15 protein-coding genes are annotated in these 25,828 nt (G+C 70.8%); 7 read left to right on the forward strand and 8 right to left on the reverse strand.

What is annotated here, in order from left to right:
• Positions 1-13: 13 nt before the first annotated feature.
• The 5 genes from grpE to NS3_RS00975 form a co-directional block, all read right to left on the reverse strand.
• Entirely contained in the window at positions 14-685 is a 672-nt protein-coding gene (gene grpE / locus NS3_RS00955; protein ID WP_067852293.1) for a nucleotide exchange factor GrpE, read from the reverse strand.
• A complete protein-coding gene (gene dnaK / locus NS3_RS00960; protein ID WP_067852295.1) occupies positions 682-2,526 on the reverse strand; it encodes a molecular chaperone DnaK in 1,845 nt (614 codons plus the stop codon). Before dnaK ends, grpE begins: the two co-directional genes overlap by 4 nt.
• A 227-nt stretch (positions 2,527-2,753) precedes the next feature.
• Positions 2,754-4,283 carry a dynamin family protein gene (locus NS3_RS00965; protein WP_245649388.1) on the reverse strand — a complete coding sequence of 510 codons (1,530 nt, stop codon included), beginning with the start codon at positions 4,281-4,283 and terminating at the stop codon, positions 2,754-2,756.
• Entirely contained in the window at positions 4,280-6,184 is a 1,905-nt protein-coding gene (locus NS3_RS00970) for a dynamin family protein (RefSeq protein WP_067852297.1), read from the reverse strand. The genes NS3_RS00965 and NS3_RS00970 overlap by 4 nt, the downstream gene beginning before the upstream one ends.
• A gap of 43 nt (positions 6,185-6,227) precedes the next feature.
• The gene (locus NS3_RS00975; protein WP_067852298.1) at positions 6,228-8,711 is read right to left on the reverse strand and encodes an IniB N-terminal domain-containing protein; all 2,484 of its coding nucleotides are present in this window, start codon (positions 8,709-8,711) and stop codon (positions 6,228-6,230) included.
• Positions 8,712-9,040: 329 nt separating this feature from the next.
• On the opposite strand from NS3_RS00975, the gene NS3_RS00980 reads away from it, so the two are divergent.
• From NS3_RS00980 to NS3_RS01005, 6 genes are all read left to right on the forward strand, one after another.
• The gene (locus NS3_RS00980) at positions 9,041-10,819 is read left to right on the forward strand and encodes an Hsp70 family protein (protein WP_067852299.1); all 1,779 of its coding nucleotides are present in this window, start codon (positions 9,041-9,043) and stop codon (positions 10,817-10,819) included.
• Positions 10,812-13,307: a LuxR C-terminal-related transcriptional regulator gene (locus NS3_RS00985; protein WP_067852300.1), complete on the forward strand. Its 2,496-nt coding sequence runs from the start codon at positions 10,812-10,814 to the stop codon at positions 13,305-13,307. The genes NS3_RS00980 and NS3_RS00985 overlap by 8 nt, the downstream gene beginning before the upstream one ends.
• A 39-nt stretch (positions 13,308-13,346) precedes the next feature.
• Positions 13,347-14,513: a hypothetical protein gene (locus NS3_RS30285; RefSeq protein ID WP_067852762.1), complete on the forward strand. Its 1,167-nt coding sequence runs from the start codon at positions 13,347-13,349 to the stop codon at positions 14,511-14,513.
• Positions 14,514-14,711: 198 nt separating this feature from the next.
• Complete coding sequence (locus NS3_RS00995) at positions 14,712-16,067, forward strand: S1 family peptidase (RefSeq protein WP_067852301.1); 1,356 nt, start codon at positions 14,712-14,714, stop codon at positions 16,065-16,067.
• A 149-nt stretch (positions 16,068-16,216) separates the two neighbouring features.
• A complete protein-coding gene (locus NS3_RS01000) occupies positions 16,217-17,494 on the forward strand; it encodes a S1 family peptidase (RefSeq protein WP_444980671.1) in 1,278 nt (425 codons plus the stop codon).
• A gap of 141 nt (positions 17,495-17,635) precedes the next feature.
• Positions 17,636-18,517: an NRDE family protein gene (locus NS3_RS01005; RefSeq protein ID WP_067852304.1), complete on the forward strand. Its 882-nt coding sequence runs from the start codon at positions 17,636-17,638 to the stop codon at positions 18,515-18,517.
• A gap of 93 nt (positions 18,518-18,610) precedes the next feature.
• On the opposite strand, the gene NS3_RS01010 is transcribed toward NS3_RS01005, so the two are convergent.
• Positions 18,611-19,396 (reverse strand): DUF8020 domain-containing protein, encoded by a 786-nt coding sequence (locus tag NS3_RS01010; RefSeq protein ID WP_245649390.1) that lies wholly within the window; start codon positions 19,394-19,396, stop codon positions 18,611-18,613.
• Between the two features lie 452 nt (positions 19,397-19,848).
• On the opposite strand from NS3_RS01010, the gene NS3_RS01015 reads away from it, so the two are divergent.
• The gene (locus NS3_RS01015) at positions 19,849-23,100 is read left to right on the forward strand and encodes a (Fe-S)-binding protein (RefSeq protein WP_067852306.1); all 3,252 of its coding nucleotides are present in this window, start codon (positions 19,849-19,851) and stop codon (positions 23,098-23,100) included.
• Positions 23,101-23,344: 244 nt separating this feature from the next.
• Here the strand turns inward: NS3_RS01015 and NS3_RS01020 are convergent, their stop codons facing one another.
• On the reverse strand, positions 23,345-24,487 hold the full coding sequence (locus tag NS3_RS01020) for an acyl-CoA dehydrogenase family protein (protein ID WP_067852308.1): 1,143 nt from the start codon (positions 24,485-24,487) through the stop codon (positions 23,345-23,347).
• Positions 24,487-25,716 (reverse strand): acyl-CoA dehydrogenase family protein, encoded by a 1,230-nt coding sequence (locus NS3_RS01025; protein WP_067852310.1) that lies wholly within the window; start codon positions 25,714-25,716, stop codon positions 24,487-24,489. Before NS3_RS01025 ends, NS3_RS01020 begins: the two co-directional genes overlap by 1 nt.
• Between the last annotated feature and the right edge of the window lie 112 nt (positions 25,717-25,828).

Below are 25,828 nucleotides of genomic sequence, written 5' to 3' on the forward strand. Positions count from 1 at the left end.
CGCACCGGATGTGTCAATCCTTGTTCGCGGCATCTTCATCCGATGCCCCTGCTCCGTCCGACGCGACCTTCGCGGTCTCGTCCGCCACGCCATCGGTCACGCCGACCAGCGCGTGCCGCAGCACCCGCTCGCCGAACCGATAGCCCTTCCGCATGACCGTACCGAGCACCTGATCGTGCCCCGAGCCCTCGTGCTGCACGGCCTCGTGCAGCGTCGGGTCGAAGGCGTCGCCCTCGGTGCCGAACTCCTCGAGACCCTGCTTGCGCAGCGCCTCGACGAGCTTGTCGGCCACCGACTTCAACGGCCCGGACTCGAGGTCACCGTGCGCGCGCGCCCGGTCCAGGTCGTCGAGGACACCGAGCAGTTCGGTGACCACGGCGGCCTTGGCGGCGTCCACGGCGGCCTTGCGGTCCCGATCGACGCGACGCCGGTAATTGGCGTACTCGGCGGTCAGGCGCTGCAGGTCGGCGGTGCGCTCGGCGAGCTCACCGGCGGCAGCACCCGCCGCGGGCACGGACTCGGCATCGACCTCGACGACCTCGGCCTCCACAGCGGCTTCGGTGGCGGCGCCGTCGGCCGCCGGATCGGGCGCGGACTGCTCGTCCGCGCCCGCCGTGCGGACCTCACCGGTCTCGGGGTCGATCTTGCGGTTGTCCACCACGGTGATCGGCTCCTTCTCGGTCACTTCTTCTCCGTGTCGACAGGCTCGTCCACGACCTCGGCATCGACGACCGAGTCGTCGGCCTGGCCGGCCGAGGAATCACCCGACGCGGCGGAATCGGCGGACTGAGCGTCGTAGATCGCCTGGCCCAGCGCCTGCGACTCGGTGGCCAGCTTCTCCACGGCCGCCTTGACCGCGGCGATGTCGGTGCCCTTGAGGGCTTCCTTCGCCTCGCCGATAGCCGCCTCGACCTTGGTCTTCACGTCGGCGGGCACCTTGTCGGTGTTGTCGGCGATGAACTTCTCGGTCTGGTGGACCAGCGACTCGGCCTGGTTGCGGGTCTCGGCCTCCTCGCGGCGAGCCTTGTCCTCGGCCGCGTGCGCCTCGGCGTCCTTGACCATCCGGTCGATCTCTTCCTTGGACAGGCCGGAGCCGTCCTGGATCTTGATCGTGTTCTCCTTGCCGGTGCCCTTGTCCTTGGCGGTCACGTGCACGATGCCGTTGGCGTCGATGTCGAAGGTGACCTCGATCTGCGGCACGCCGCGCGGGGCCGGCGGGATGCCGGTGAGCTCGAAGGAGCCGAGCAGCTTGTTGTGCGCGGCGATCTCGCGCTCACCCTGGAAGACCTGGATCTGCACCGACGGCTGGTTGTCGTCGGCGGTGGTGAAGGTCTCCGAGCGCTTGGTCGGGATCGTGGTGTTGCGCTCGATGAGCTTGGTCATCACGCCGCCCTTGGTCTCGATGCCCAGCGACAGCGGGGTGACATCGAGCAGCAGGACGTCCTTGACCTCGCCCTTGAGCACGCCGGCCTGCAGAGCCGCGCCCACGGCGACGACCTCGTCCGGGTTCACGCCCTTGTTGGGCTCCTTGCCGCCGGTCAGCTCACGCACCAGGTCGGAGACGGCGGGCATACGGGTCGAGCCGCCGACGAGGACGACGTGGTCGATATCGGCGACCTTGATGCCGGCGTCCTTGACGACCTGCTGGAACGGCGCGCGGGTGCGGTCGAGCAGATCGGAGGTGATCTTCTGGAACTCGGCGCGGGTCAGCTGCTCGTCGAGGAACAGCGGGTTCTTGTCCGCGTCCACGGTGATGTAGGGCAGGTTGATCGAGGTGCTCTGCGAGGAGCTCAGCTCGATCTTCGCCTTCTCCGCGGCCTCACGCAGGCGCTGCAGGGCCATCTTGTCCTTGGTCAGGTCGATGCCCGAGCTGGCCTTGAACTTCTCGACCAGCCAGTCGACGACGCGCTGATCCCAGTCGTCGCCGCCGAGGTGGTTGTCACCGGAGGTGGCGCGGACCTCGACGACGCCCTCGCCGATCTCGAGCAGCGAGACGTCGAAGGTGCCGCCACCGAGGTCGAAGACCAGGATGGTCTGCTCGCTGTCGCCCTTGTCCAGGCCGTAGGCCAGCGCGGCCGCGGTCGGCTCGTTGACGATGCGCAGCACGTTCAGGCCGGCGATCTGGCCGGCTTCCTTGGTGGCCTGACGCTGGGAGTCCTCGAAGTAGGCGGGGACGGTGATGACCGCGTCGGTGATCTCCTCACCGAGGTAGGCCTCGGCGTCGCGCTTGAGCTTCATCAGCGTGCGCGCGCTGATCTCCTGCGGGGTGTACTTCTTGCCGTCGATCTCCACCGACCAATCGGTGCCGATGTGACGCTTGACCGACCGGATGGTCCGGTCGACGTTGGTGACCGCCTGGTTCTTGGCGGGCTGGCCGACCAGCACCTCGCCGTTCTTCGCGAATGCCACGATGGAGGGCGTGGTACGCGAACCCTCGGAGTTGGCGACGACGACCGGTTCACCACCTTCGAGAACGGCGACGACCGAGTTCGTGGTCCCGAGGTCGATTCCGACCGCACGAGCCATGGGTGTTTCCTCCTCTTGGTTTGCCCCGCGACTGGTCAGCCGCTTCGGCGTCCTACTCTTCACAAACACTGAGCGGGGTCGGCTCAATCTTGCACCCGGTTCCTCCCGGCGTCAACTACAAGTTGAGTTGCTTACGCTCAAGTCTGACGATGAGCACAACTGGCCGCCCGGCGGATCTATTCCACGACGGGCAGAAATTTTTCCGGCGACAGCGGGCGGCAGGCGGTTCAGCGATCGGGCCGAAGCATCGGGAGGATGCCCTCCGCGCTGCGGGCGGCGGTCAGGCAGGCCGCGCGGGTGCGGTGGTCGGCCAGCGGATGCGACGAGCGGTCCCGCCACTTGCGCACCAGCTCGGCCGCGCGCGCCCGCACCAACGGGGCTGGCGCGGTGGCGGGCAGACCCAGCCGCAGGTGCGGCGCGACGCCTGCGCCGCCGAGCAGGCTGTGCAGTTCGGCCAGGTCGTCGGGCGGCAGCGGCAGTTCCCCGGCACGCAGGCGGCTCAGCAGGCGTAGTTCGGCGAAGCCGTGCACATCGGCGAGCAGGGTGCGCACCCTGGGCAGCAGTGCGTCGGCGGCGGTGCCGGGACACGCGGTGAGGACACCGGCGAGCGCGGTGAGCGCGGAGTGCGCCTTGAGTTGATCGGCGCGCTGGGCGAACTGGACATCGAGCACCGCGCGCAACTCCTCGATTCCGCTGCGATCGGCCAGTTCGGCGGCGAGCGTGGCGGAATCGCGCACGCCGAGCCGGATCAGCGTCACCGCCATGCGGATTCCGAACAGGCCGAACCGCGCCGCCAGTCCGGCCCGCACCCGCGGGTCGACCGGCAACGCGATATCGGGGCGGGCGAACCGGTCCGCCGAGAGCATGGCCGCTCCCAGTTCTTCGGCGGGCACGGCGGCCAGCGCATGGAAGGCGGTGAACTCCTGTTCGCGCAGCGTCGCCGCCGCGAAGGCCAGCAGGCCGGCCACCGGGATCACCGCCTGGCACAGTCCGGTGCGCTCCAGCTCGCCCGCGAATCGGGCGGCCACGTCTCGGGCGGAGTGCAGCGCGTCGAGACCGCCCGCGCCGATCTCGTCGGCCCGCGAGACCACCCCGATCACGCCGAGCGGACCGGCCGCGGAGCCGCCGCCCGCGCCGACCCGCTCCAGGAAATCGAGATCGGCGGTGTCGAGGCGACGCAGCAGGTAGACGATCGCGTCGGCACCGGGGACGCGCACCTGATCGCCGTCGTCCTCCGCGCCCGGAGTCAGCAGCCGGGCGGTGCGGCGCGAAACCTCCCGCGACAGCGACGATGTGCCGGGGGTGTCGATGAGCGTGGTACGCGCCAGCGTCGCCGCGGGCCACTGCACCTCGAGGTGGTCCACCTCGTGCGAGCCGGGCCGATTCCAGGCGGGCGCGGACAGATCGAAGGTCAGGCCGCCACTGCCGCGCCGGACCACCACATGGGCAGTCGCGCCGCCGGAGGCGACAGCGGTGACGCCGGGGGTGGAACCGTGGCGATACCAGGTGACGACGCGGGTGCACTCGGTCGCGTCGGTGGGAGCGATGTCCTGGCCGACAAGCGAATTCAGCAAGGTCGATTTCCCGGCCTTGATCGATCCCGCCAGGGCCACCCGCAACGGCTGGTCCAGCCGTCGCGCGCAGTCGGCGAGCACGGCGCGCGGGCGCGGTTGATCGGCGAAGGACTGCCTGGCCACAGCGATGAGTCGATGGGCCTCGCCGACGATTCCGGGCGCGGGTCGCGCGATGGTACTCACCGGGCGACCGCCCCGGTGTCGCCGCGATCGGCCGCTTCCGCGCGCGTCGTCTGCTCGCGAGCGGTCTGCTCACGGGCATCCGGCTGCTCCGAACGGCCCATCAGCTCGGCGTATCTGCGCAATTCCCCCACGATGCGCAGTTGCCGTTCGAGTTCCTCGCGGCGAGCGGCGCGGCGGGACGATTCCATGGAGGCGGCGTCCCGGGCGGCGCGCAGGGAGTCGTCGATGGAGCGGAGGCTGCGGTCGGCGACGCCCGCGTAGTGGTCGCGCAGGCCGCGGTGGATGCGGTGCAGCCGGTCCTTGGATTCCTTGCCCGCCTGGAACGCCACGTCGTCGACGAAGCGGCGCACCGCGGTCTTGGCCTCGGCTCGTCGGCGCGCCAGTCGCGCCTGTTTGTCGTCGCGGAAGGCCTTGCCGCCCACCAGTACTCCGGCGCCGAGCGAGATCGGGTTGAACATGGCCAGCCCGGCGAAGGTACTGGCCAGGCCGACCATCAGCACGCCGCCGTAGGAGCCGCGCATACCGACCAGCAGCTTGCTGCCCACGCCGATGTCGGGTTCCAGCTCCCCGAGGGTCGCGGCCGCGACCGCGCCGCTCCCACCACCGACACCGATACGCACGTCCGGCAATTCGACCGTGCCGCCGTGGGAGAAGTGCTCGGCGACGCGGTCGGCCAACGCGGCCGCGCGTTTGTGGGTCCACAGCAGGTTCTCGCCGAGCGCGGTGTCCACGGCGTCGGTGAGCCATTCGGCGATCAGCGTCCAGTGCCTGCCGGGGTCGTGGTCGTCGATCCACTCCTCGCCGGTTCTGGCGATGCCGCGCAGGCGATCCCGCAGGTCGTGGTCGACGTCGCCCGCGAGATCGGTGATGCCGTCGGCGAGGGTCTGCTGCCAGGCGGCGGTGCGGCGGTGCAGATCCTCTGCGGCGGTCTTGGCCGAGCGCAGTTCCGCGATCGCGGCCGCGCTCTGCTCGGGGTCGCGCAGCGCGAGCAGCTCGGTGCCCAGTGCGAGGGCGAGATGTTCTGCCGCGGAATGGATATCGCGGGCCAGCGCGACACGGGTCGCGGTCTGGTCTCGCGCGACCACCTGCTCGCGCAGGAACCGGTACAGCTCGCCGTAGCCGGACTCCAGCCCCAGTTGCCTGTCCTGGGTGCGCATCGCGTGCGCACGCAGCAACGCCGAGACCGGCACGATCGGCACCCCGAGGCCTGCGCGTTCGAGATGAGCCGCGTCGGCGTCGCGCACCTGACGCCAGTGCGGATACAGGTCGGTCTTGGTGAGCACCAACGCCACCGCCGGGCACAACTCGCGGACCTGGCGCAGGAAGCCGAGTTCGGGTTCGGTCAGCTCGGTGGACGCGTCGGAGAGCACCAGCACCGCGTCGGCCGACGGCACCATCGCGAGCACGGTCGCCGCGCCCGCACCCGCCCGGCCGCCCACGCCGGGCGTATCGACCAGGACGATGCCGTCGTCGAGCAGCGGATTGGGAAGCCGCATCTCCAGACGCGCGACCTGCCTGCCGCCGGCGAGCGGGGTGCGCTCGCCGAGTTCGGCGAGGTGATCCAGCGGCACTTCCACCCGGTGTTCCCTGCCGTCGTCCGGATCGAGGCAGACGAGCTCGGCGCACGACCTCGGCCCCGAGGCCAGCACGGCCGGGACCGTCGTCGTGGCATCGTCGCCGACCGGGCAGACCTCGGCATTCAGCAGGGCATTGACGAACCGGCTCTTGCCCTGACCGAGCAGCCCCGCGACCACGATCCGTCGCCGTGGGTCACGCACCCGCTCGCTCGCCGCCGCCAGCCGCGCCACCAGATCGGTGCGCCCGGCGGCCCGCGCCACCGCGACGGTTTCGGCGAGTACCGGCAGCAGCGGTACGGCAGGGGGCTGGGCGGTACTCACCATAGCTCGTGCAGACCTTCCGGAAGTTGCGCTGAATCCTGTTGCCTCAGTAGGTGAAACCGTCGCCGGTCAGGTCGGCCGCGCCGCCCGCCTGCACACCGGACTCGGCCGCGCCGAACAGTCCGGCCTCGCCCGCTCCGGTGATCGAGCCGCCCAGCCCCGAGCCGAACGCGCTCGACACATCGACCGCCGACCAGGTGCCCGCCGCCCCGGACACGGCGGAATCGAACGTCGCGCCCGCCGAACCGGCCGACGAACCATCGAAACCGGCGGTGGCGTCGACCGTGCTCGAGACCGACCCGCCCAGCGCGCCGGAGGATTCCACCGTGCCCGTCGCTCCGCCGGCCCACGCACCGGTCGTTTCGGCGCCACCGGACAGCGCGCCCGAGAGACCGGTCTCGACAACAGCCGTCGCATCGCCGCCGAACATGGCGCCCGCGTCGGCCACGCCCAGTGCGGTGTCGAGTCCGCCCCCCGCTCCCAGACCCGTCTCCCACCCGGCACCGATGCCTGTCTCCAACCCGGCACCCAGACCCGTCTCCCACCCGGCACCCAGACCCGCCGCGGCGTCGACTGCGCCGCCCAGATCACCGGAAAGATCTCCCGTGCCCGCAGCAGCACCTGTCAGCCCTGCGGCCACATCCGCGGCACCGTTCACAGCGCCGGACGCACCGGCCAGAGCGTCGAGGGCACCCCCGATCTCGGCGGCACCTCCCAGACCGGTCTCCACCCCGGCGTCCACCACACCACCGGAGCCGAAAGCCCCACCCCACGCGGCACCGATCCCGCCGCCGGTCAGCCCGACGTCGAGACCCGAAACGAGATCACCACCGACAACGCCGTCCAGCCCGCCGCCGAGGCCCACACCGCCATCCATCGAACCGGTCGCCTCGCCACCGGCCGCCAGGACGGCACCTACTCCCGCCGCCGGATTCGTCTCCAAGCCGCCGACCGCCTGCGTACCCCCATCCACCTCGCCACCCGCACCGATACCGGTCTCGACAGCCCCGCCGACCGCGCCTGCCAACCCGGTGGTCGCGCCGATCGCACCTTCGAGCCCACTGGTGACATCGGCGACGCCGTCCACCGCGCCACCGAGGCCGAGTTCGGCGCCGAGTCCGCCGACGAGACCGGCACCGGCGTCCACGACCCCGTCGACCCCGGCGCCGAGATCGACACCGGCACCTACCCCCGCATCCACCACCCCATCAACCGCACCGAAATCGACACCGGCTCCCACACCCGCATCCGCGACCCCATCGACAGCCGCACCGAAGTCGACACCGGCCCCCACACCCGCATCCACCACCCCGTCGACCGCGGCGCCGAGACCGCCGCTCGATTCGGCACCCGCGTTCGCGCCCGCACCGACAACTCCTTCGACAGCCGCGCCGAGCCCTGCCCCCAGACCCGCGGCTGCGCCGATGCCGCCTTCGATGCCCGCGCCGATATCGGCGAGCGCGCCCGCGCTCGAATCGAGTCCTGCCCCGATGTCCGCACCGGCGTCCAACGCGCCCCCGAGACCCGCCGTCACCTCGACCGCGCTGTCCAGCACCGCACCCACGGTGCCCGCGAGGCCGCCGTCGGCACCGAGCGCACCGTCGACGTCCGCAGTCAGCCCACCGACCGCACCCGCCACACCGTTCACACCAGTCCCCACGGTGCCCGCGAGATCGGCACCCGCACCCACCGCACCGCCCAGGCCCGCGGTCAGATCACCGACCGCGCCCACCGCGCCGTTCACACCGGCACCCACACCGGCCACGAGGTCCCCACCGAGTCCCGGAGAGCCACCGAGGCCGGCCGTCAGATCACCTACCGCGCCGACAGCACCGTTCAGCCCCGCACCCACACTCCCGACCAGATCGGCGCCCGCCCCCACCGCGCCGCCGAGACCGGCGGTCAGATCACCCACCGCGCCGACAGCACCGTTCAGCCCCGCACCCACACCCGCGACCAGATCGGCGCCCGCACCCACCGCACCGCCGAGACCCGCAGTCAGATCACCCACCGCACCGTTCAGACCGGCCCCGACACCGGCCGCGAGGTCGGCGCCCGCCTGGATGCCGGTGCCGATCGCCGCGCCTAGGCCGAGGTCGAGGCCGGTACCGAGGTCGAGGTCTCCGTCCAGGTCCAGACCCGCACCGATGTCGACGCCCGCTCCGGCGTCCGCGCCGAGGTTCAGGCCCAGGTCGGCGGCGACACCGGTGGCGGCGTCGATGCCCAGGTCCGCGGCCGCGCCTGCGACCGCCGCGGCGGTGGCCGCGGCAGTGGTGCCGACGGCGGCAGTGACCGCGCCGCCTGCGGCAGTGACCGCGCCGCCTGCGGCGACGATGGCCGAGAGCTGGGAGCCTCCGCTCACCAGTGCCGATTCGGCGACCATGGGGGCCACGGCGGCGATGTCCTCGGCGGTGACCTCACACAGCCCCGCGGCGGTGAGGGCGGCCTGGGGATCGGCGCAGTAGCCGGTGGCCGCCTCGCGGTCGCGCAGCAGGCCGAGGATGAACTCGAGAATCGCGTTGGGGGTCATTCGGATCGTCTCCTGGGAATGGGCGGGCCGAAGCGTTCCGCACTCGTTGGAATACCTGTCACGCTAGGTAGCCGAAGCGTTACGGCGTAACGGGGACGACCCCCAACATCCGGCGTTCGAACGCGTTAGGGGGTTGTGACGCATTAGGGGAATTTCCCCCAAATTCCCCAGGGGAAGTAACGGCGGGGCATCAGCAACCGAAAGAAGGGCAGGTTCGGTCGGCCTGCCGGGCCGCACCGCAGCAAGGCAACGGCTCCACCCCCGCGCTCCACGCGACATCGGTCACCCCGCGATCCCCAGCGGATCACTCAGTCTCCGAAGAGGTTCACATGACAGAGCTTCAGGCGCTCGGCATCACCATCGGGTCGGCCGGGTCGGTCGCGGTCGCCACCACCGGCCGGGCCCCGGGCACGGAGGCCGATCCGGCGAGCGGCGGCCTGGTGCTGACCCATCGCAGCGCGCTACGCCTGAACCGCACGGGCGGAGCCGCTTTCGCCGACGCGGACGAGCCGCATGCCGACGACGTTGTGCTGGAAGGCTTTCTGTCCCGAGTCGGCGACCCGGTGGACATCCTGGCCGACGACGGTTCCGGGCACGGCGCCCATGATCTGGTGGCCACCGCTGTCACGTGCTTGATCGAGGAGGCCGTCGCCGCCACCGGAGATCGTCCGGTGGCGGCGGTTCTCTGTCATCCCGCGTGGTGGTCCGCGCACACCGTCGAACTGCAGCGCGCGGTGTTCACCGACGCCGTCGCGGAGGTGACGCTGATGCCCGAACCGCTGGCGGCGGCCCGCTGGCTGGATACCGCGCACGGACCGCTCGCCGACGCGGCGATCGTCGTCGTCGATCTCGGCGCGACCGGAACGAGCGCGACGGTCGTGCGCACCGGCTCGCACTCCGCCGTACTGGCGACCGCCCGCACCGAGGATGCCGCGGGCAACGAATTCGACCTCCTGACCATGCGCTACGTATTGGCAAACGCACTCGGCGACAGAGATATCGATCCGTTCGATCCGGCCACCGAGCGCAGGCTCGCGGTATTGCGGGAAAATTGCCGTGCGGCAAAGGAAATTCTGTCCGGAAATACCGCGACGACGGTATGCGTCCCGCTGGACGACCCGGGTACTCGCATCCGATTGGTGCGCGACGAACTGGAGGAGCTGCTGCGCGGGCGCCTGCTGACCTGCCTCGACCTCGTCCGCGATGTGGTGCACCGGGCCGGCATCGGCCTCGGCGATCTCGATCGGGTGCTGCTCACCGGCGGCGGGGCCTCGATTCCCCTGGTCACCGAACTGTTTTCGGGCGAGTTCGGTCTTCCCGTGATCGCCGCCCCGCAGCCGGCGCACACCGCGGCCAGGGGGGCGGCCGTCGTCGCCGCCGACCTCCTCTCCCATACCGTGCCCGACACTCTCGCGGAGGCCGAAACCACGGAACTCGCTGTCGCCGCGGCAGGCGTCGGGGCGCCCGCGCTTCCCCGCGCCACCCGGCCCCCCAGGCTCGGCAGCGGACAGCGCGCCGGAGTCCTCGCCGCCGCGGTCGCCGCCCTCGCCTTGCTCGCCACGGGCACCATCGCGGTCGGCCCGGGACTGCCCAGCGACGCCGCCACCCCCGCCTCGACCGAACAGACCACCGTGCCGCCCACTCCCGGCGCGTCCGCCCCCGCGCCACCCGCGGCCGCGAACGAACAGGACACCTCCGGTCCCGAGGGCGCAGACACACCGGCCGCCGACCGCCCGGAAGCGCCTGCGCGCTCCGATTCCCCTGCCGTGCAACCGGGTTCACCATCCGTCACCGCTCCACCCGGCGCGGGACAGCCCGTCCCTGACCTCCCCGCGGGTGCGCAAGCTCCCGCTGCCCCGGCCGTCTCGCCACCCCAGCCGGGCGCCCAACCCGCCCCGGCGCCCGCTCCCGCCCCCTCCCCGGGCGGCGGCTACACCCCACCGCCCGCCCCGTCCACCGACGGCCTCGGCGATACCGTCGGCGACACCCTCGGTGGAGTAGTCGGCGGCGTGGGCGAGGGCGTCGGCAAGGTCGGCGAAGGAGTCGGCACGCTGGGCGAGGGCATCGGCGAAGGAGTCGGCGGCGTGCTCGGGGGCCTCGGTGGCTGAGATCGCGGTCGATTCCCTGCCCTACGTGCGCGAGATCCTGCGCGACCTCGGCAATCTCGAGGCACAGCCGGTCGTCTGCCTGATCCGGGGTCGTTCCGGTACCGGCAAGTCGACGATGCTCGCGCTGATCCGATCCCGGCTGCGCGGCGGCGGCATCGACTTCCAGGACCGGGCCGGTCCCTCCCGCGACGGCGGCGCCGCGTTGATCGTCGACAACGCCCACACCCTGGGCGCGGAGGAACTGGACGCGTTGTGCGCCGCCGTCGACGCGGGCGTTCGTACCGTGATCGTGGCGATGCAGCCGCGCCCGCACGATCCGCGCCTGCGGGTGCTGACCGAGGCGACGGCACGGGTCGGCCGGGTGCTGGACCTGCGACCGCTCGGCACCAGCGAGCTGCTGCCCTTCGCCAGAGAACTCGGCATGATGGTGCCGCGCCCGGTGGCCCAGCGCATCCATCAACAGACCGGCGGCATCCGCGGCGGGGTCGTGGCGGCGCTGTCGGCGGCCTGCTCGGCTCGGCTGGACGCGAGCATGCGCGCGGTCGACGAGGCGGTCACGATGTGGGCCCGCGGCCAGCTGGAGAGTCTCGAACCCGATCTGCTGGAAGCCCTCGCCGTGGCCACCACCGGCGCCGGTCTCGACGCGGGCGAACTGACCGAGGTGCTCGGGGTGCAGGCAGGCGAGGCTCATTCGCTCATCGACCGGGCACGGGCCACCGCCCTGGTGACCGACGCCGATCTGTTGGTCGAACCCGCCGTCACGCCGCTGCGCACCATGCTCGGCGATCGCCGGTTCGTGGCCGTGCAGCGCAGGCTGCTGGCCGCCCGGCTGGAGTCCGGGCTGCTGCGTGACCACACCGCGCTGATGCTCGCCGAATCCGGTGTGCGCGATCCCCGGCTGGCCGGCTTCCTCACCAAGGCCGCCGAACGCCACGGCGACTCCGCCGTGCGCTACTACGCCGCCGCCACGGCCGCGGGCGCCGACCCGGCCGGTCTCGCGCTGCGCTGGGCCGAGGCAGCGGCCCTCGCCGGCGACGGCGAGACCGCGATGCGCCTGGCCGAGCCGGTGCTCGCCGATCCCGACGCCATCGCCGACGACCTGGCGGCGGCGGTGCGGATCTGCGCGGGCGTGCTGACCCGGCGCGGTCTGGCGGGCCGGGCGGCCAAGCTGTACCGATGGCTCGGCGCGGATCGAGTGGGCCCGGACTGGGCGGTCGGCGCCACGGTGTTGAACCTGACCGGTGACCCCGCCGGGGCGCACGCGCTGTCCGAGACCGCGGGACAGTGGCCGCCCACCGAGGCGGGCGAACACACCCGAATCATCGCGACCGCGCTCGGCGGCAGCCTCGACGGTTCCGAATCCGACAGCGCGACAGCCATTTCCGCGCTCATCCAGACCGTGCACGCCGACGCGGGGATCGACCGGTTCCTGCCGTGCGGCGCGCTGCCGGTCGCCACCCTGCTGAGCCTGAGCGCCGGACAGCCGCACCGTGCGGGCGACGCGCTGCGCCGGGCGGCCGCGCCCGGGCTGCGCACCGCGCAGCTGACCGTGCTCGCCGCCTGGACGGCCATGCTCGGCGGCAACGAGAAGGCGGCCGCGCACACGCTGGCGTCGGTGGACTTCGCCCGCCTGGACCGGCGCGACCAGCTGCTCGCCCACGGCGCCGCCGTCGGTCTGGCCAGGCGCGCGGGTGACCACACCGCCTTGACCCGAGCGTGGCATGCCGCCTGCCCGCTGTTCGACGATGTGGACGCCGACCTGCTCACCGTCCTGCCCGTCGGCGAGCTGCTGCTCGCCGGTATCCGGCTGCACGACGAAGCGCGGGTCCGCCCGCTGGTGGAGGCGACCGAGATACTGCTTCGCCGCCAGGGCAGCCCGCCCGCGTGGTCCAACGCCTTCCACTGGTACGGGGTGCAGGCCGCGATCGCTCGCGAGCGTCCCGACGAACTGCTGCCACCCGCGCAGTCGCTCAAGCAGGCCGCCGAGACAGGTGACCGGCACGCCGCCGTCCTCGCCGACGCGGGTCGCACCTGGGTACTGGTCCTGCGCGGAGAAGCCGACCTGCCCTCGGTGCAGACGGCGGTCGCGGGGCTGTCCGAGGCGGGCCTGATCTGGGATGCCGCCCGGCTGGCCAGCGAAGCCGCGCTCTCGGCCACGGACTCCGCGACCGCGACCGCGCTGCTGAAACTGGCGCGCACCGTGCGCACCCGGGCCCGACCGCAGGAACCGGCCGCCCCGGCCGCGGTCACCCGCCCGGCTCGAACGACCCGTTCCGCCGAGCCCACCGTGCTCAGCGACCGCGAACGCGAAGTCGCCGAACTCGTCCTGCTCGGGCTGACCTATCGCGAGATCGGCGCGCGGCTCTACATCTCGGCCAAGACCGTGGAGCACCATGTGGCCCGGATCAGACGTCGAATCGGTGCCGGGTCACGATCGGAGTTATTGTCGATGCTCCGCGCCATGGGCCACGGGTCGCTGCTCGTGTGAGTGCCGCGCGCGCCGATCTACGCCGAAGCGAGGGATGTGATGGCCACAGGGGTGGGCCTGCGGATCGCTGATGACGGCTGCACGGCGGCCGTCCTCACCGACGTCGGTGAACTGCACTACATCGAGCGCGATTGCGTGCTGCACATGTCCGACGACGGCGACACCGCCCTCGGCGGTCCCGCACCCGAGGGTCCGGCGCACACCATCTCCGGCTTCGTGTCCAAGCTGGGCGACCCGGCGGGCATTCCCGTGGACGACGGGGACGCCTACCGCGCCGAGGACCTGGTGGCCACGGCGCTGTTCTGCCTGATCAATCTCACCACCGAGCACCTGTCCGGGGCGGCGGAGTTCTACGCCGCCCACCCGGGCGACTGGCCCGCCGAGTACGTGCAGGCGCTGCGCGAGGCGCTGGACTACCTCGGGCTCAAGTCGGTGGTGCTGGCCAGCGAAGCCGACCTGCCCTCGGCCGACACCGCCGCACCGGGCAAGGCTTTCGCCTACGACGCCGCGCGCGCGGCGCTGACCGCCGTGCTCGCCACCCCCGCGGGGCTGACCCCGCCGGACCCGAGTTCGGCCGAGAATTCCACCGTGGTCACCGACATCATTCCCGCGGTGCCCACCCCCGAGCCGCAGCAGGCGTATTCGGCCGCGATGCCCGCCGCCGATTCGGCGGTCCCCGTGCTCGCCCCGGTGCCCGCACAGCCGACCACGGCAAGCCCCGCCGAGACCATCGCCGAACCGCAGACCGTCCTCGCCCGATCCGCGCCCACGCCGGACCGGAGCAAGCCGGGCAACCGGGTGCCGATGCTGGTCGGGGTGGCCGCGCTGGCCGGACTGGTGCTCGGCGGCATCGGCGTCGCGGTGCTGTTCCAAGGGGAGGAATCCCCCGCGCCGCCGAACTTCCCCGACGCCAAGTCCGGCGCCTCGAGCACCTTCGCCCCGCCGCCTGCCACGCCGACCGCCCCCGAACCGGGGGTGCTGACTCCCCTCGCGCCCGCGCAGCAGCCCGAGTCGACGACGAGCGAGGCCCCGACCACCACCGAGACGCCCACGACCACTCCGGAACCGACTGCGACGACGCCGCCCGCCACCACCGCCCCCGAACGCACCACCGCCGAGCCGACCACCACCCGGCGCAACCCGTTCCTCCCCTACGACCCGAGATCCGACGACTGGCGCACACCGTACTGGCGTCAGGACCGCTGAGGACCGGACCGCCGATGCGATGACCGAGAGACTCACCGACCACAGAACCGGTTTGTGCCTTAGAGTGTGTCGCTGACCGTAGTCGCGGCCCTCGAGGCCGGCGCACGGTCGAGCTGGACCACCTCTGTGCGCCAACGGATTCGCCGCCGATGGCCACGGATTCACCTGGCACGCCCCGCGTGCCGACGAAGGGACTTCATGCGCAAGTTGGTGGCGCGTCGCGCCGCGGTCAGGGCAGCTTCCCTCGGAGTCGCCGCGACCGTTCTCCTGGCCCCCTTGTCCGGCACCGCGAGCGCGAACCCCGCGCCGGGACAGCTCAGCGCAGATGCTCTGCCCGCCGAATTGGTGGAAGCGATTTCGCGCGATCTGAAGATGACGCCGACGGAGTACCTCGACCGCGCTGCCCGCGCCCAGCAGTTGCGCACCTACGCCAGCGACTTCCGCGCCGAACGCCCGGACGACTTCGCGGGCGCGTGGATCGCCGCCGACGGCAAGCCGGTGGTCGCGGTGACCTCCGCCGACGCCGCGCGCATCGCCACCGCCGACGGCTACCTGGCCCAGCTCGCGCCGGTCTCCGCCGAAAGCCTGGAGAATTCGCTGACCCAGCTCGCGCAGTGGATGAGCGGGCTGCCGCGCGAACTGTCCTCGGTGATCAACTCGGTGGCGATCGACGTCCTCAACAGCCAGCTCGTGGTCAGTATCGCCAACACCCCGGCCGGGCACATGCTCAACCTGCCGACCCTGATCGCCAACATCAAGGTCATCCTCACCCCCGAGGGCGGCGGCCCGGTCGAGCGGCGGCCGATGGGCGGCGACACCTACATCACGGCGGCCGAGGGGCTGCAGGACGACACCCTGCTCGGCGTCGACGTGTGCTCGTTCGGCTTCAACAGCGTCGACGCGGCGGGCAACGCGCTGAACATCAGCGCAGGACATTGCGATCCGAACATCGACGAGGCCGACCAGGGCGCTCCGGTGTACCTGCCGAACGTCAGGGACATCACCAACAGCCCCGAACTCGGCTCCTTCGCGCGCGCCCAGCTCGGCGGGCCGGCCGCGCTGGACTACTCGGTCATCCAGCTCAACAGCACCGCCATCGGCGGCGGCATGGACCGTCCGGTCGTGCGCGGCGCCAACGGCACCACGCTGACCATCACCGGCACCGCCGATCCGATCATCGGCGCCCCGGTCTGCAAGTCCGGCCAGACCTCGACCTTCACCTGCGGCTTCGTCGTGGCCGACCGGGTGGAGACCCAGCTCTACACCGCCGACGGCGACAGCCGCACCATCCGCGGCTTCGCCAGCTCGGCGTGCACGCTCGGCGGCGACAGCGGTGGCGCGATCGTGACCGGCACCCTGGCGCTGGGCATCACCAGCGGCTCCAACGCCGCCGACGCCCCGGACTGCAACGAGGCCAATATCGCGCTCGCGCCCTACGGCGGCACCGCCACGCTGGGCATCCCGATCCGCTCGATCCTGGCCGATATCGACGCCACTTCCGGCGGCGGCCTCGGCAGTGGCATCCAGGTCCGCGCGGGCGGGCAGGCGAGCTGAGATCAGGCTCCGGAATACGGGTGGGCGAGTTCGCGTGGACTGGGCAAGTTCGAGTGGGAATAGCGGCCCGAACCCCATATAGTCGCTTCATGCTCCTGCCACGGATGGGTCGCTTCAGGCCGGCACGACACACAGCACTACGGAAGTCGGTGATCGCCGCCTCGGCGGCGATCCTGCTGTTCGGCCCCACAGCCGCCGTTGTGAGCGCCGAACCCTCCGAACCCTCCGACTCCGCCGGGACGAGCGTCGATCTGCCCGCCGAGCTGGTGGAAGCGCTCAGCCGTGATCTGAAGATCTCGCCCGAGGACTACCTGAACCGGGCCGACCTCGCCCAGCAGGTCGCCGCCTTCGCTGTCTCCGCGCAGCGTCAGTACCCGCAGGTGTTCGCCGGCTCCTGGCTCGACGACGCGGGCAAGGCCGTCGTCGCCCTCGCCCAGGGCCCCGGCGCCGAGGAGGCCCGCGCGGCCGCCGAGTCCGCGGGCTTCGAGGTGCGCAATGTGGCCAAGAGCGAGGCCACCCTGCGCGGGGAGAAGTCGGCGTTCGAGCGCTGGCTGGAGACCCAGCCCGAGGCCGTGTCCACACTGATCCGCGGCGTGGTCATCGACACCGTCAACAACAGCATCGCGGTCCGGGTGGACCAGGCCGGCGTGCCGATGCCCAGCTTCGTCGACCCCTCGCGGGTCTTCGTCATCGCTCCTCCGGTGGCCGCCGAGCCGCTGCCCGCGGCCACCCCGATCGCGAGCGAACTCAACCGTGGCTCGGTGACCGGCGGCGACGGCTTCACCTCCGCGGGCAGCCAGTCCTCCCTGCGCTGCTCGTTCGGCTTCAACGCCACCGACTCCTCGGGCGCCACGGTCAACATCTCGGCCGGGCACTGCGACCCGGAGAACGGCACTCCGAACGCCGCCGCGGTGTACGAATTGCTGCCGGGCGAACAGATCGGCGCGCGCCTGGGCTCGTTCCAGAAGTCCGTGCTCGGCTCGCAGGACTACTCGATCATCCGGATCGACGACGCGGTCACCGGCCGCTTCGCCAACAACGGGGTCCGGGTGCCGGGCGCCAACCCGATCCGCGTCGAGGGCGTGGCGGTCCCGGTCGTCGGTGCCCCGGTCTGCAAGGCCGGTTCGCGCACCGGGTTCAGCTGCGGCATCGTCAACGCCGTCGACCAGTCGGTGCAGGTCGGCGACAGGTTGCTCACCCAGAGCTTCTCGGCCAACATCTGCGCGCTGCCCGGCGACAGCGGCGGCCCGATCGTCACCGGCCGCCTCGCGCTCGGCATCTCCAGCGCCTCGTCGGTGGCCGACTATCCGATCTGCGCGATCCCGGACCTGATCGGCGCGCTCACCGGTAACGCGCCCCAGCTGTTCGCGCAGCCGATCTCGGTGGTGCTCTCCGACAACCCGGGGCTGCGCATCCGCACCGAGTGACCATCACAGCATCCGAAAAGGCCGCCCGCTTCACGCAGGCGGCCTTTTCGCTGTCTCGGCCGGGTGCGAGTACCGCCCTTCGCCGGACCGGCGGCAGGGAACCGATTTCGGCCTCGACCCCGGTCCGGCATTCTGGTTCGCATGTGTTTGGTGCTGATCGGCTGGCGAGTTCATCCCGAGTATCGGTTGGTCGTCGCGGCGAATCGCGACGAGTTCTATACCCGACCGGCCGAGTCCGCCCGGTGGTGGCCGGAGATCCCCGGCCTGCTCGCGGGCAGGGACGTGGGCGCGCTGGACCGCGGGCCCGGTGACCCGCCCGGCACCTGGCTCGGGCTGTCCGGCCTCGGCCCACACAGCCGGTTCGCCGCGGTCACCAATGTGCGGAATCCGAACAACGAGCGCACCGGCGCGCGCTCGCGTGGCGCGCTGCTGATGGATTTCCTGCGCGGCGCGCAGGACCGCAATCCGGAACCCGGCTTCCCCGGCCCCGGCCGCTACCTGACCGAGGTCGCGGCCGCGCCCGACGACTACAACGGCTACAACGTCCTGGTGTCGGATCTGGCCGAACTGTGGTGGCACTGCAACCGCAGCACCCGGCGGCCCCAGGCGCTGTCGCCGGGCTATCACGGACTCTCCAACGGTAGTTTCGTCACCTCGGCCGGACCGGAGCCGGGCGCGGTCGCCACTGCCCCGGAACCCATCTGGCCCAAGGTCGGCGACGGGATGGCCGGGCTGCGCAAAGTGATCGAATCAGATCCCGGCGCGACAGAGGCCTATTTCGACGTGCTCGCCGACCGGACCGAGGCGCCGGACGACCTGCTGCCCGATACCGGCGTCGGATACGAGATGGAGAAGGCCCTTTCGGCGCGCTTCATCGTCAACGACCATCACGGCACCAGGGCGAGCACGGTGCTGTTGGTCCGCGAGGACGGCGGCTTCGAGTTCACCGAGCGCTCCTTCGCGGTTTCCGGCACGCCGCTGGGGTCGGTCTCCTACACCGGAGCGCTACCCCTGCCCGGCTAGTCACCGCTGACCGCCGGACCGGACGACTCCCGGACACGTGAAAGGCCCGCTCCGGCTACGGAGCGGGCCTTTCACGGATTCGGTTCAGCCTGATTACTTCGGCTGCTCACCCTCCACCGGGGGAGCTGCCTCGGCCGGCTTGTCGGCCCACTGGGTGGTGCCGTCCGGGGCGTTGTAGGTGTTGATCAGATCGATGCCCGCGGCGAGCAGGGTCGGGCCGCCGACGGCGACGGTGCCCAGGATGCCGCCGACGCCGGCGCCGGTGAGCAGGCCGGGGACGCAGCCGACGATCGCACCGACGAGGCCGAGCACACAACCGATGGCGGCGCCGACGGCGGTGCCGACGAAGCTGCCGATCGCGGTGCCGATGCCGAACTTGCTGGAGAAGTCGTTCTGCGCGCGCTGGTTCTCCACCGCGGAGGCGACCGGCTTCACGACCAGCGGCTTGTCACCGAGGTTCAGGCCCTCCGGCTTCTCCGGGGTGATCTCCAGGATGGTGCCGTCCTCGACGATCTCGGACTTGACCGGAATCTTGGTGCCGAGCAGGTTGAACACCAGCGGGAGCTGGAGCACGACGTTGCCCGCTTCGTCCTTGATCTCGGCGACCTGGGTGGCCGGGACGGGACTCACGGGCTCGGCGCCGGTGACCTCGTCACCGGTGAACGCGCCCGGCTCGAGAGCCTTGTCCTTGTCGAGTTCCAGTTCGACCAGCGCGAAGGTTCCCCCACGTAGCTTCGTCACGATCGTCTGGTCGACCAGCTTCACCGAGTAGTCGATTTCGGGAGCGTCCGGCGCCGGCTCGGCGTGCACCACACCGGAGCCCACCGTCATGGCGCCGATGACCAAGGCGGCCGCAGTAGCGCTCTTCCGGAAATTCAATTCTGTGTCCTATCCATCGGGGTCACGATGGCCGTCAGCACGCGCGAGAACTCACTCGATCCGAAATGTGGTCTGTCACTTCGAATTCTCCCCGAGCAGCGTGGATGTGACCATTGCGAACAAGTCGTCGGTAGCGTAACCGACCGGACACCGAAATGCGATATAGCCCACGAAATCGCCGAACTAAGCGTGTCCTTACCACCGATACCGCGAACAGGCCCGTTTACGGTGGACAAAGCCCGGAACACGTCGCCGGAACCGACTTGTGTGAGATCGATCACTGGCCGGAGTCGCGCAGACGCCCTGCACGCGGGGTTGCGGGTCAACACAGCATCGTACGATGGAGCCAGTAAGTTACCGACGGGTAACTTACTGGCGGTTACGATACGAGCCGACCGGTCGGCGCACGTCGGCCACGAACGCTCGTGTTGCCTCGAAAGAAAGGTCGCGACATGAATGCCCTGACAGTGACGCTGGGCACGATTGGGGCGGCGCTCAGCCTTTTGTGTTGGGTGTCGTTCTTCGGCGGCGTCGGGAAGATCGCGCGCACCATCATGCTCGGGCAGTCCGCGCCCGACCGCTGGCGGCCCTTCTTCCCACGGTTCAAGCAGATGGTCATCGAGTTCCTCGCGCACACCCGGATGAACAAGTTCCGGACCGTGGGCTGGGCGCACTGGCTGGTGATGATCGGCTTCCTCGGCGGCATGATCCTCTTCTTCGAGGCCTACGGCCAGACGATCGACCCCGAGTTCCACTGGCCGATCATCGGCAACCTGGCGCTCTACCACCTGTGGGACGAGATCCTCGGCATCGGCACCGTGGTCGGCATCGTCACGCTGATCGTCATCCGCCAGCTGAACCACCCGCGCGACCCGGAGCGGCTCTCTCGCTTCAGCGGCTCGAAGTTCGGACCCGCGTACGTCATCGAGTCCATCGTCCTCGTCGAGGGCCTGGGCATGATCTTCGTGAAGGCGGGCAAGATCGCGACCTACGGTCACGCGAACCCCGCCACCGACTTCTTCACCATGCGGGTCGCCGAGCTGCTCCCCGCGAGCCCGACCATGATTTCGGTCTTCGCCTTCTTCAAGCTGATGTCGGGCAGCCTGTTCCTGTACCTGGTCGGTCGCAACCTGACCTGGGGTGTGGCCTGGCACCGGTTCGCGGCGTTCCCGAACATCTACTTCAAGCGTGACGAGGACGGCAGCGTCGCCCTCGGCCCGGCGCGTCCGATGATGTCGAACGGCAAGGCCCTCGACATGGAGAACGTCGACCCCGACAACGACACCCTCGGCGCGGGCAAGTTCGAGGACTTCACCTGGAAGGGCATCCTCGACTTCACCACCTGCACCGAGTGCGGTCGCTGCCAGTCGCAGTGCCCCGCCTGGAACACCGGCAAGCCGCTCTCGCCCAAGCTGCTGATCATGTCGCTGCGCGACCACGGCTATGCCAAGGCCCCTTACCTGCTGGCCGGCGGCCGCAAGGACATGGGCGGCGACGAGATCGGCCTGGTCGACGCCGAGGGCAAGCCGAACGAGGCCGCGCTGGCCAAGATCCCCGAGGCCGCGCGCGCCGAAGCCGAGCGCCCGCTGATCGGCGGCGAGGACGTCAACGGCGTCATCGACCCCGAGGTGCTGTGGAGCTGCACCACCTGTGGCGCCTGCGTCGAGCAGTGCCCGGTGGACATCGAGCACGTCGACCACATCATCGACATGCGCCGCTACCAGGTGCTCATCGAATCGGAGTTCCCCTCCGAGCTGGCCGGTCTGTTCAAGAACCTGGAGAACAAGGGCAACCCCTGGGGCCAGAACGCCAAGGACCGCCTGAACTGGATCAACGAGCTCGATTTCCAGATCCCGGTCTTCGGTCAGGATGCCGACAGCTTCGACGGCTACGAGTACCTGTTCTGGGTCGGCTGCGCGGGCGCCTACGAGGACCGCGCCAAGAAGACCACCAAGGCCGTGGCCGAGCTGTTGGCCACCGCGGGCGTGAAGTTCATGGTGCTGGGCCAGGAGGAGACCTGCACCGGCGACTCGGCGCGCCGCGCGGGCAACGAGTTCCTGTTCCAGCAGCTGGCCATGCAGAACATCGAGCTGCTGAACTCGGTGTTCGACGGCGTCGAGGATCGCAAGAAGAAGATCGTCGTCACCTGCGCGCACTGCTTCAACGCGCTCAACAACGAGTACCCGCAGGTCGGCGGCACCTACGAGGTCGTCCACCACACCCAGCTGCTCAACCGCCTGGTGCGGCAGAAGAAGCTGGTGCCGGTGGCCTCGGTGTCGCAGAACATCACCTACCACGACCCCTGCTACCTGGGCAGGCACAACAAGATCTACAACGCTCCCCGTGAGCTGATGGCCGCCTCGGGCTCGAAGCTGGTGGAGATGCCCCGCCACGGCGAGCGCTCCATGTGCTGTGGCGCCGGCGGCGCGCGCATGTGGATGGAGGAGCAGCTCGGCAAGCGCGTCAACATCGACCGCGTGGACGAGGCGCTGTCCACCAACCCGACCAAGATCGCGACCGGCTGCCCGTTCTGCCGCGTCATGCTCACCGACGGTGTCACCGCGCGCCAGGAGAAGGGCGAAGGCGAAGGCGTCGAGGTCGTCGACGTGGCCCAGCTGATGCTCGACTCCATCGAGCGCGTCGAGTCGGCGAAGCTCAGCGAGAACCTGGTCGTCGTCCAGGAGCCGAAGGTCGAGGCCGAGCCCGAGCCGGAGCCCGTCGTGGCGACGGTCGCCGAAGCCGAGCCCGAGGCACCGGCTGCCGCGAAGGCCGCACCCGCCGGTGGCGGTCTGGCGATGAAGGGCGGCAAGGCGCCCGGCGGTGGCGGACTCGCCATGAAGGGCCCCGCGAAGGCGCCTGGCGGCGCCGGTGGCGGCCTGGCCATGAAGGGCCCCGCCAAGGCACCCGGCGGCGGCGGTCTCGGCATGAAGGGCGCTGCCAAGGCGCCCGGCGCCAAGACCTCCGACGAGCCGGCCGAGTCGGCTGCCGAAGCACCGACCGCGTCCGAGGCCGCGCCCGTCAAGGGTCTGGCCATGAAGGGCCCCGCCAAGGCGCCCGGCAAGGGACTCGGCATGAAGGGCGCTGCGAAAGCGCCCGGCGCGAAGGCCGCCGCTCCGGCCGCGGAATCGGCTCCGGCCGAGACCGCTCCTGCCACGGAAGCCCCCGCTGCCGAAACGGCTCCGGCTGCCGCCGAGACGATGCCGACCAAGCCTGCCAAGGGCCTGGCCATGAAGTCCGGCTTCAAGCGCCCCGCCGCGAAGGCACCGGGCGCGAAGGCTCCGGCTACGGAATCGGCCCCTGCCGAAACGGCTCCGGCCGCGGAGACCGTCCCCGCGACGGAAGCCCCTGCTGCCGAAACGGCTCCGGCTGCCGCCGAGACCATGCCGACCAAGCCCGCCAAGGGCCTGGCCATGAAGTCCGGCTTCAAGCGCCCCGGCCCCAAGGCCCCCGGCGCGAAGGCCGCGGCCCCGGCTGCCACCGAGGCCCCGGACGAACCGGCTGCGGCCCCGGCCGAGCCCGCCGACGCTCCGACCCTGGAGAAGTCGGCCCCCGCGGAATCCGCCCAGGCTCCGGCCGAGACGGAAACGAACGGTTCGGCGAAGCCCGCCGCGAGCGAGGACGCGGACCGTCCGGCCCCGCCGACCGCCAAGCCCGGCGGCCTCGGCTTCAAGTCCGGCGCGAAGGCTCCGGGCCGCCGCAGCTGACGCGGTAATCGAACACAGCGTCCGGCCCCGGATCGGTCACCACCGATCCGGGGCCGGACTGCCTTCAGCCCGGGCTGTTCGGTCTACTCGGGTGCCCGACATACGATCTCGCTCCGAGCCGCAGCGCCTCTCGTCGGGCCTCTGAGCTCGATGCGATCACCCGGTTCGGTGCCGGTCCGAACCTTCGTCACAGAACGACAGACGGCCCGGAACCGAGAAGGCTCCGGGCTCGTCACGTACCGCCTTACGGCCGCGTGAGTTCCGCGTACCGGGTGCGGTGGTAATCGGTGCTGCCGAATTCGCGCTCCAGCACCGTGAGCCGCTTGAAGTAGTGGCCGATGGCCAGTTCCTCGGTCATGCCCATCGCGCCGTGCAGCTGGACGGCGTTCTGGCCGATGAAGCGGGCCGCGCGGCCGATGGTGACCTTGGCCGCGGACAGGGCGCGGGCCCGCTCGACGGGCTCGGCCGACAGCGCGGCGCCGGCGAGTTGGGAAGCGGCGGCGGCCTGTTCGAGTTCCATGTACATGTCGACCATGCGGTGCTGCAGGGCCTGGAAGCTCGAGATCGGGACGCCGAACTGCTGACGCTGCTTGGCGTATTCGACGGTGTCGGTGAACACCTTGCGCAGCAGGCCGACAGCCTCGGCGCTGATCGCGGCGATCGCGTCCGCGGCGGTCGCGTCGATAGCAGACCACGCCTGACCTTCCCCGCCGAGCAGGGCCTCGGCGGGCAGGCGCACGCCGGTGAACACGATATCGGCGGCCTGACGGTCGTCGATCGTGCGGTAGGCGTGGTACTCCACCCCGGCGGGCAGGTTCTGCGGGTCGATGGGCAGCACGAACAGCGAGAGGCCGTCGGTGTCGCGCTCCTCGCCGGAGGTGCGGGCGGAGACGATCAGGTGGGTGGCCAGCGGCGCGCTGGTGACCAGGATCTTCGCGCCGTCGAGCACCCATTCGTCGCCGTCGCGGCGAGCGGTGGTCCGCACGGTGTGCAGGACGTTGCCGGAGGTCGGCTCCAGCGCCGCGAACGCGGTGCGGACCGAACCGGCGACGATGCCGCGCAGCAGCTCCTCCCGGCCGCCGGAACGTCCCAGCAGACCGGCCCCGACCACCACGGTGTCGATGAACGGTTCGGCGACCAGCGCGCGGCCCAATTCCTCGGCGATGACCAGCAATTCGGCGGCGCCGCCGCCCATGCCCTCGACCTCCTCGGGCAGGGTGGCGCCGAGAATGCCGAGCTCTTCGGCGAATCCGCGCCAGATGGCCGGCTGCCAGCCCTCGCCGGTCTTGATCGCGGCGCGGCTCTTCTCGAGGTCGTAACGGGCGGCGAGGTAACCGGCGACGGTGTCGCGCAGGAGCTGCTGCTCCTCGGTGAGTGTGAAGTCCATCAGAGCCCCAATGCTGCCTTGGCGAGAATGTTTCGCTGAATTTCGTTGCTGCCCGCGTAGATCGAGCCCGCACGGTCGTTGAAGTAGCGCAGCGGCGCGACGGCCTGCCACGGCGCGCCGCTGTGATAGCCGTCGGCGGGCGGGGTGTAGTTGGCGATCGGGCCGCCCGGCGCGGTCGCGTGCGGCTGGTAGGCCCAGCCCTGCGGGCCCGCCGCTTCCAGCGCGAGCTCGGTGAGCTGCTGGCTCAGTTCGGTGGACAAGATCTTCAGCATCGACGACGACGGGCCGGGGTTCTTGCCCTGCGCCATCAGCGACAGCGTCCGATGCTCGAGCACCTCGAGGACCTCGGTGCGGATGCGGGCGTCGGCCAGGCGCGCGGCGAAGGCCGGGTAGTCGATGAGCCTGCCGCCGTCGGGAGCGGTCTGGGAGGCCGCGGCCTCGGTCAGCTCCTGCGCCATGACCTGCAGCATCGGCGACATCGCACCGCCGCGCTCGTGCACGAGCAGGTACTTCGCGACCGTCCAGCCCTCGTCGATCTTGCCGAGCACATTGGCCTTGGGCACGCGCACGTTGTCGAAGAAGACCTGGTTCTGCACCTCCTCGCCGGAGGACATCACCAGCGGGCGGATCTCGATGCCCGGGGTGGTCATGTCGATGAGCAGGAAGGTGATGCCCTCCTGCTTCTTGCCGGTGCGCGAGGTGCGGACCAGACAGAAGATCCAGTTCGCCTCGGTGGCGTGGGTGGTCCAGATCTTGGAACCGGTGCAGATGAGGTCTTCACCGTCTTCGACCGCGGCCATCGACAGCGACGCCAGGTCGGAACCGGCTTCGGGCTCGGAATAGCCCTGACAGAAGAACACCTCGCCGGTCAGGATCCGCGGCAGGAAGTAGTCCTTCTGCTCCGGGGTGCCGTAGGCGACGATCGCGGGCGCGACCATCCGGATGCCCATCGGCGAGAGCACCGGCGCGCCGGCCAGCGTGCATTCCCGGCTGAAGATGTAGTGCTGGGTCAGGCTCCACTTGCAGCCGCCGTGCTCCACCGGCCAGTGCGGCGCGGCCCAGCCGCGCTCGTGAAGGATCGCCTGCCAGGCCATGCTGGCCTCGTGGTCGGGGTAGACGCTCGTCATGAGGCGTCCGGCCCGGCGGATCTCGGGCGTTAGTTTCTCGTCGAGAAAGGCTCGCACCTCGTCCCGAAAGGCCAGGTCGGCCTCTGACCAGTTGAAATCCATCTGTCCTCCCGGCTCACAGGCTGTTGGCCACAGGCCAACACGATCCTCAATCTAAGGCCAGGGCCAGCGGAAATCAAACTGATGCCACATGCCCGCAGTTAGCACGTGCCGG

This window comes from Nocardia shimofusensis NBRC 100134, from assembly GCF_001613125.1.
Taxonomy (GTDB): domain Bacteria; phylum Actinomycetota; class Actinomycetes; order Mycobacteriales; family Mycobacteriaceae; genus Nocardia; species Nocardia shimofusensis.

What these genes read in the sequence shown, in the direction of transcription:
- dnaK (WP_067852295.1), bottom strand. Translation starts at nt 2,526, where the DNA reads ATGGCTCGTGCGGTCGGAATCGACCTCGGGACCACGAACTCGGTCGTC.
- NS3_RS00970 (WP_067852297.1), bottom strand. Translation starts at nt 6,184, where the DNA reads ATGGTGAGTACCGCCCAGCCCCCTGCCGTACCGCTGCTGCCGGTACTC.
- NS3_RS00975 (WP_067852298.1), bottom strand. Translation starts at nt 8,711, where the DNA reads ATGACCCCCAACGCGATTCTCGAGTTCATCCTCGGCCTGCTGCGCGAC.
- NS3_RS00980 (WP_067852299.1), top strand. Translation starts at nt 9,041, where the DNA reads ATGACAGAGCTTCAGGCGCTCGGCATCACCATCGGGTCGGCCGGGTCG.
- NS3_RS30285 (WP_067852762.1), top strand. Translation starts at nt 13,347, where the DNA reads ATGGCCACAGGGGTGGGCCTGCGGATCGCTGATGACGGCTGCACGGCG.
- NS3_RS00995 (WP_067852301.1), top strand. Translation starts at nt 14,712, where the DNA reads ATGCGCAAGTTGGTGGCGCGTCGCGCCGCGGTCAGGGCAGCTTCCCTC.
- NS3_RS01005 (WP_067852304.1), top strand. Translation starts at nt 17,636, where the DNA reads ATGTGTTTGGTGCTGATCGGCTGGCGAGTTCATCCCGAGTATCGGTTG.
- NS3_RS01015 (WP_067852306.1), top strand. Translation starts at nt 19,849, where the DNA reads ATGAATGCCCTGACAGTGACGCTGGGCACGATTGGGGCGGCGCTCAGC.
- NS3_RS01020 (WP_067852308.1), bottom strand. Translation starts at nt 24,487, where the DNA reads ATGGACTTCACACTCACCGAGGAGCAGCAGCTCCTGCGCGACACCGTC.
- NS3_RS01025 (WP_067852310.1), bottom strand. Translation starts at nt 25,716, where the DNA reads ATGGATTTCAACTGGTCAGAGGCCGACCTGGCCTTTCGGGACGAGGTG.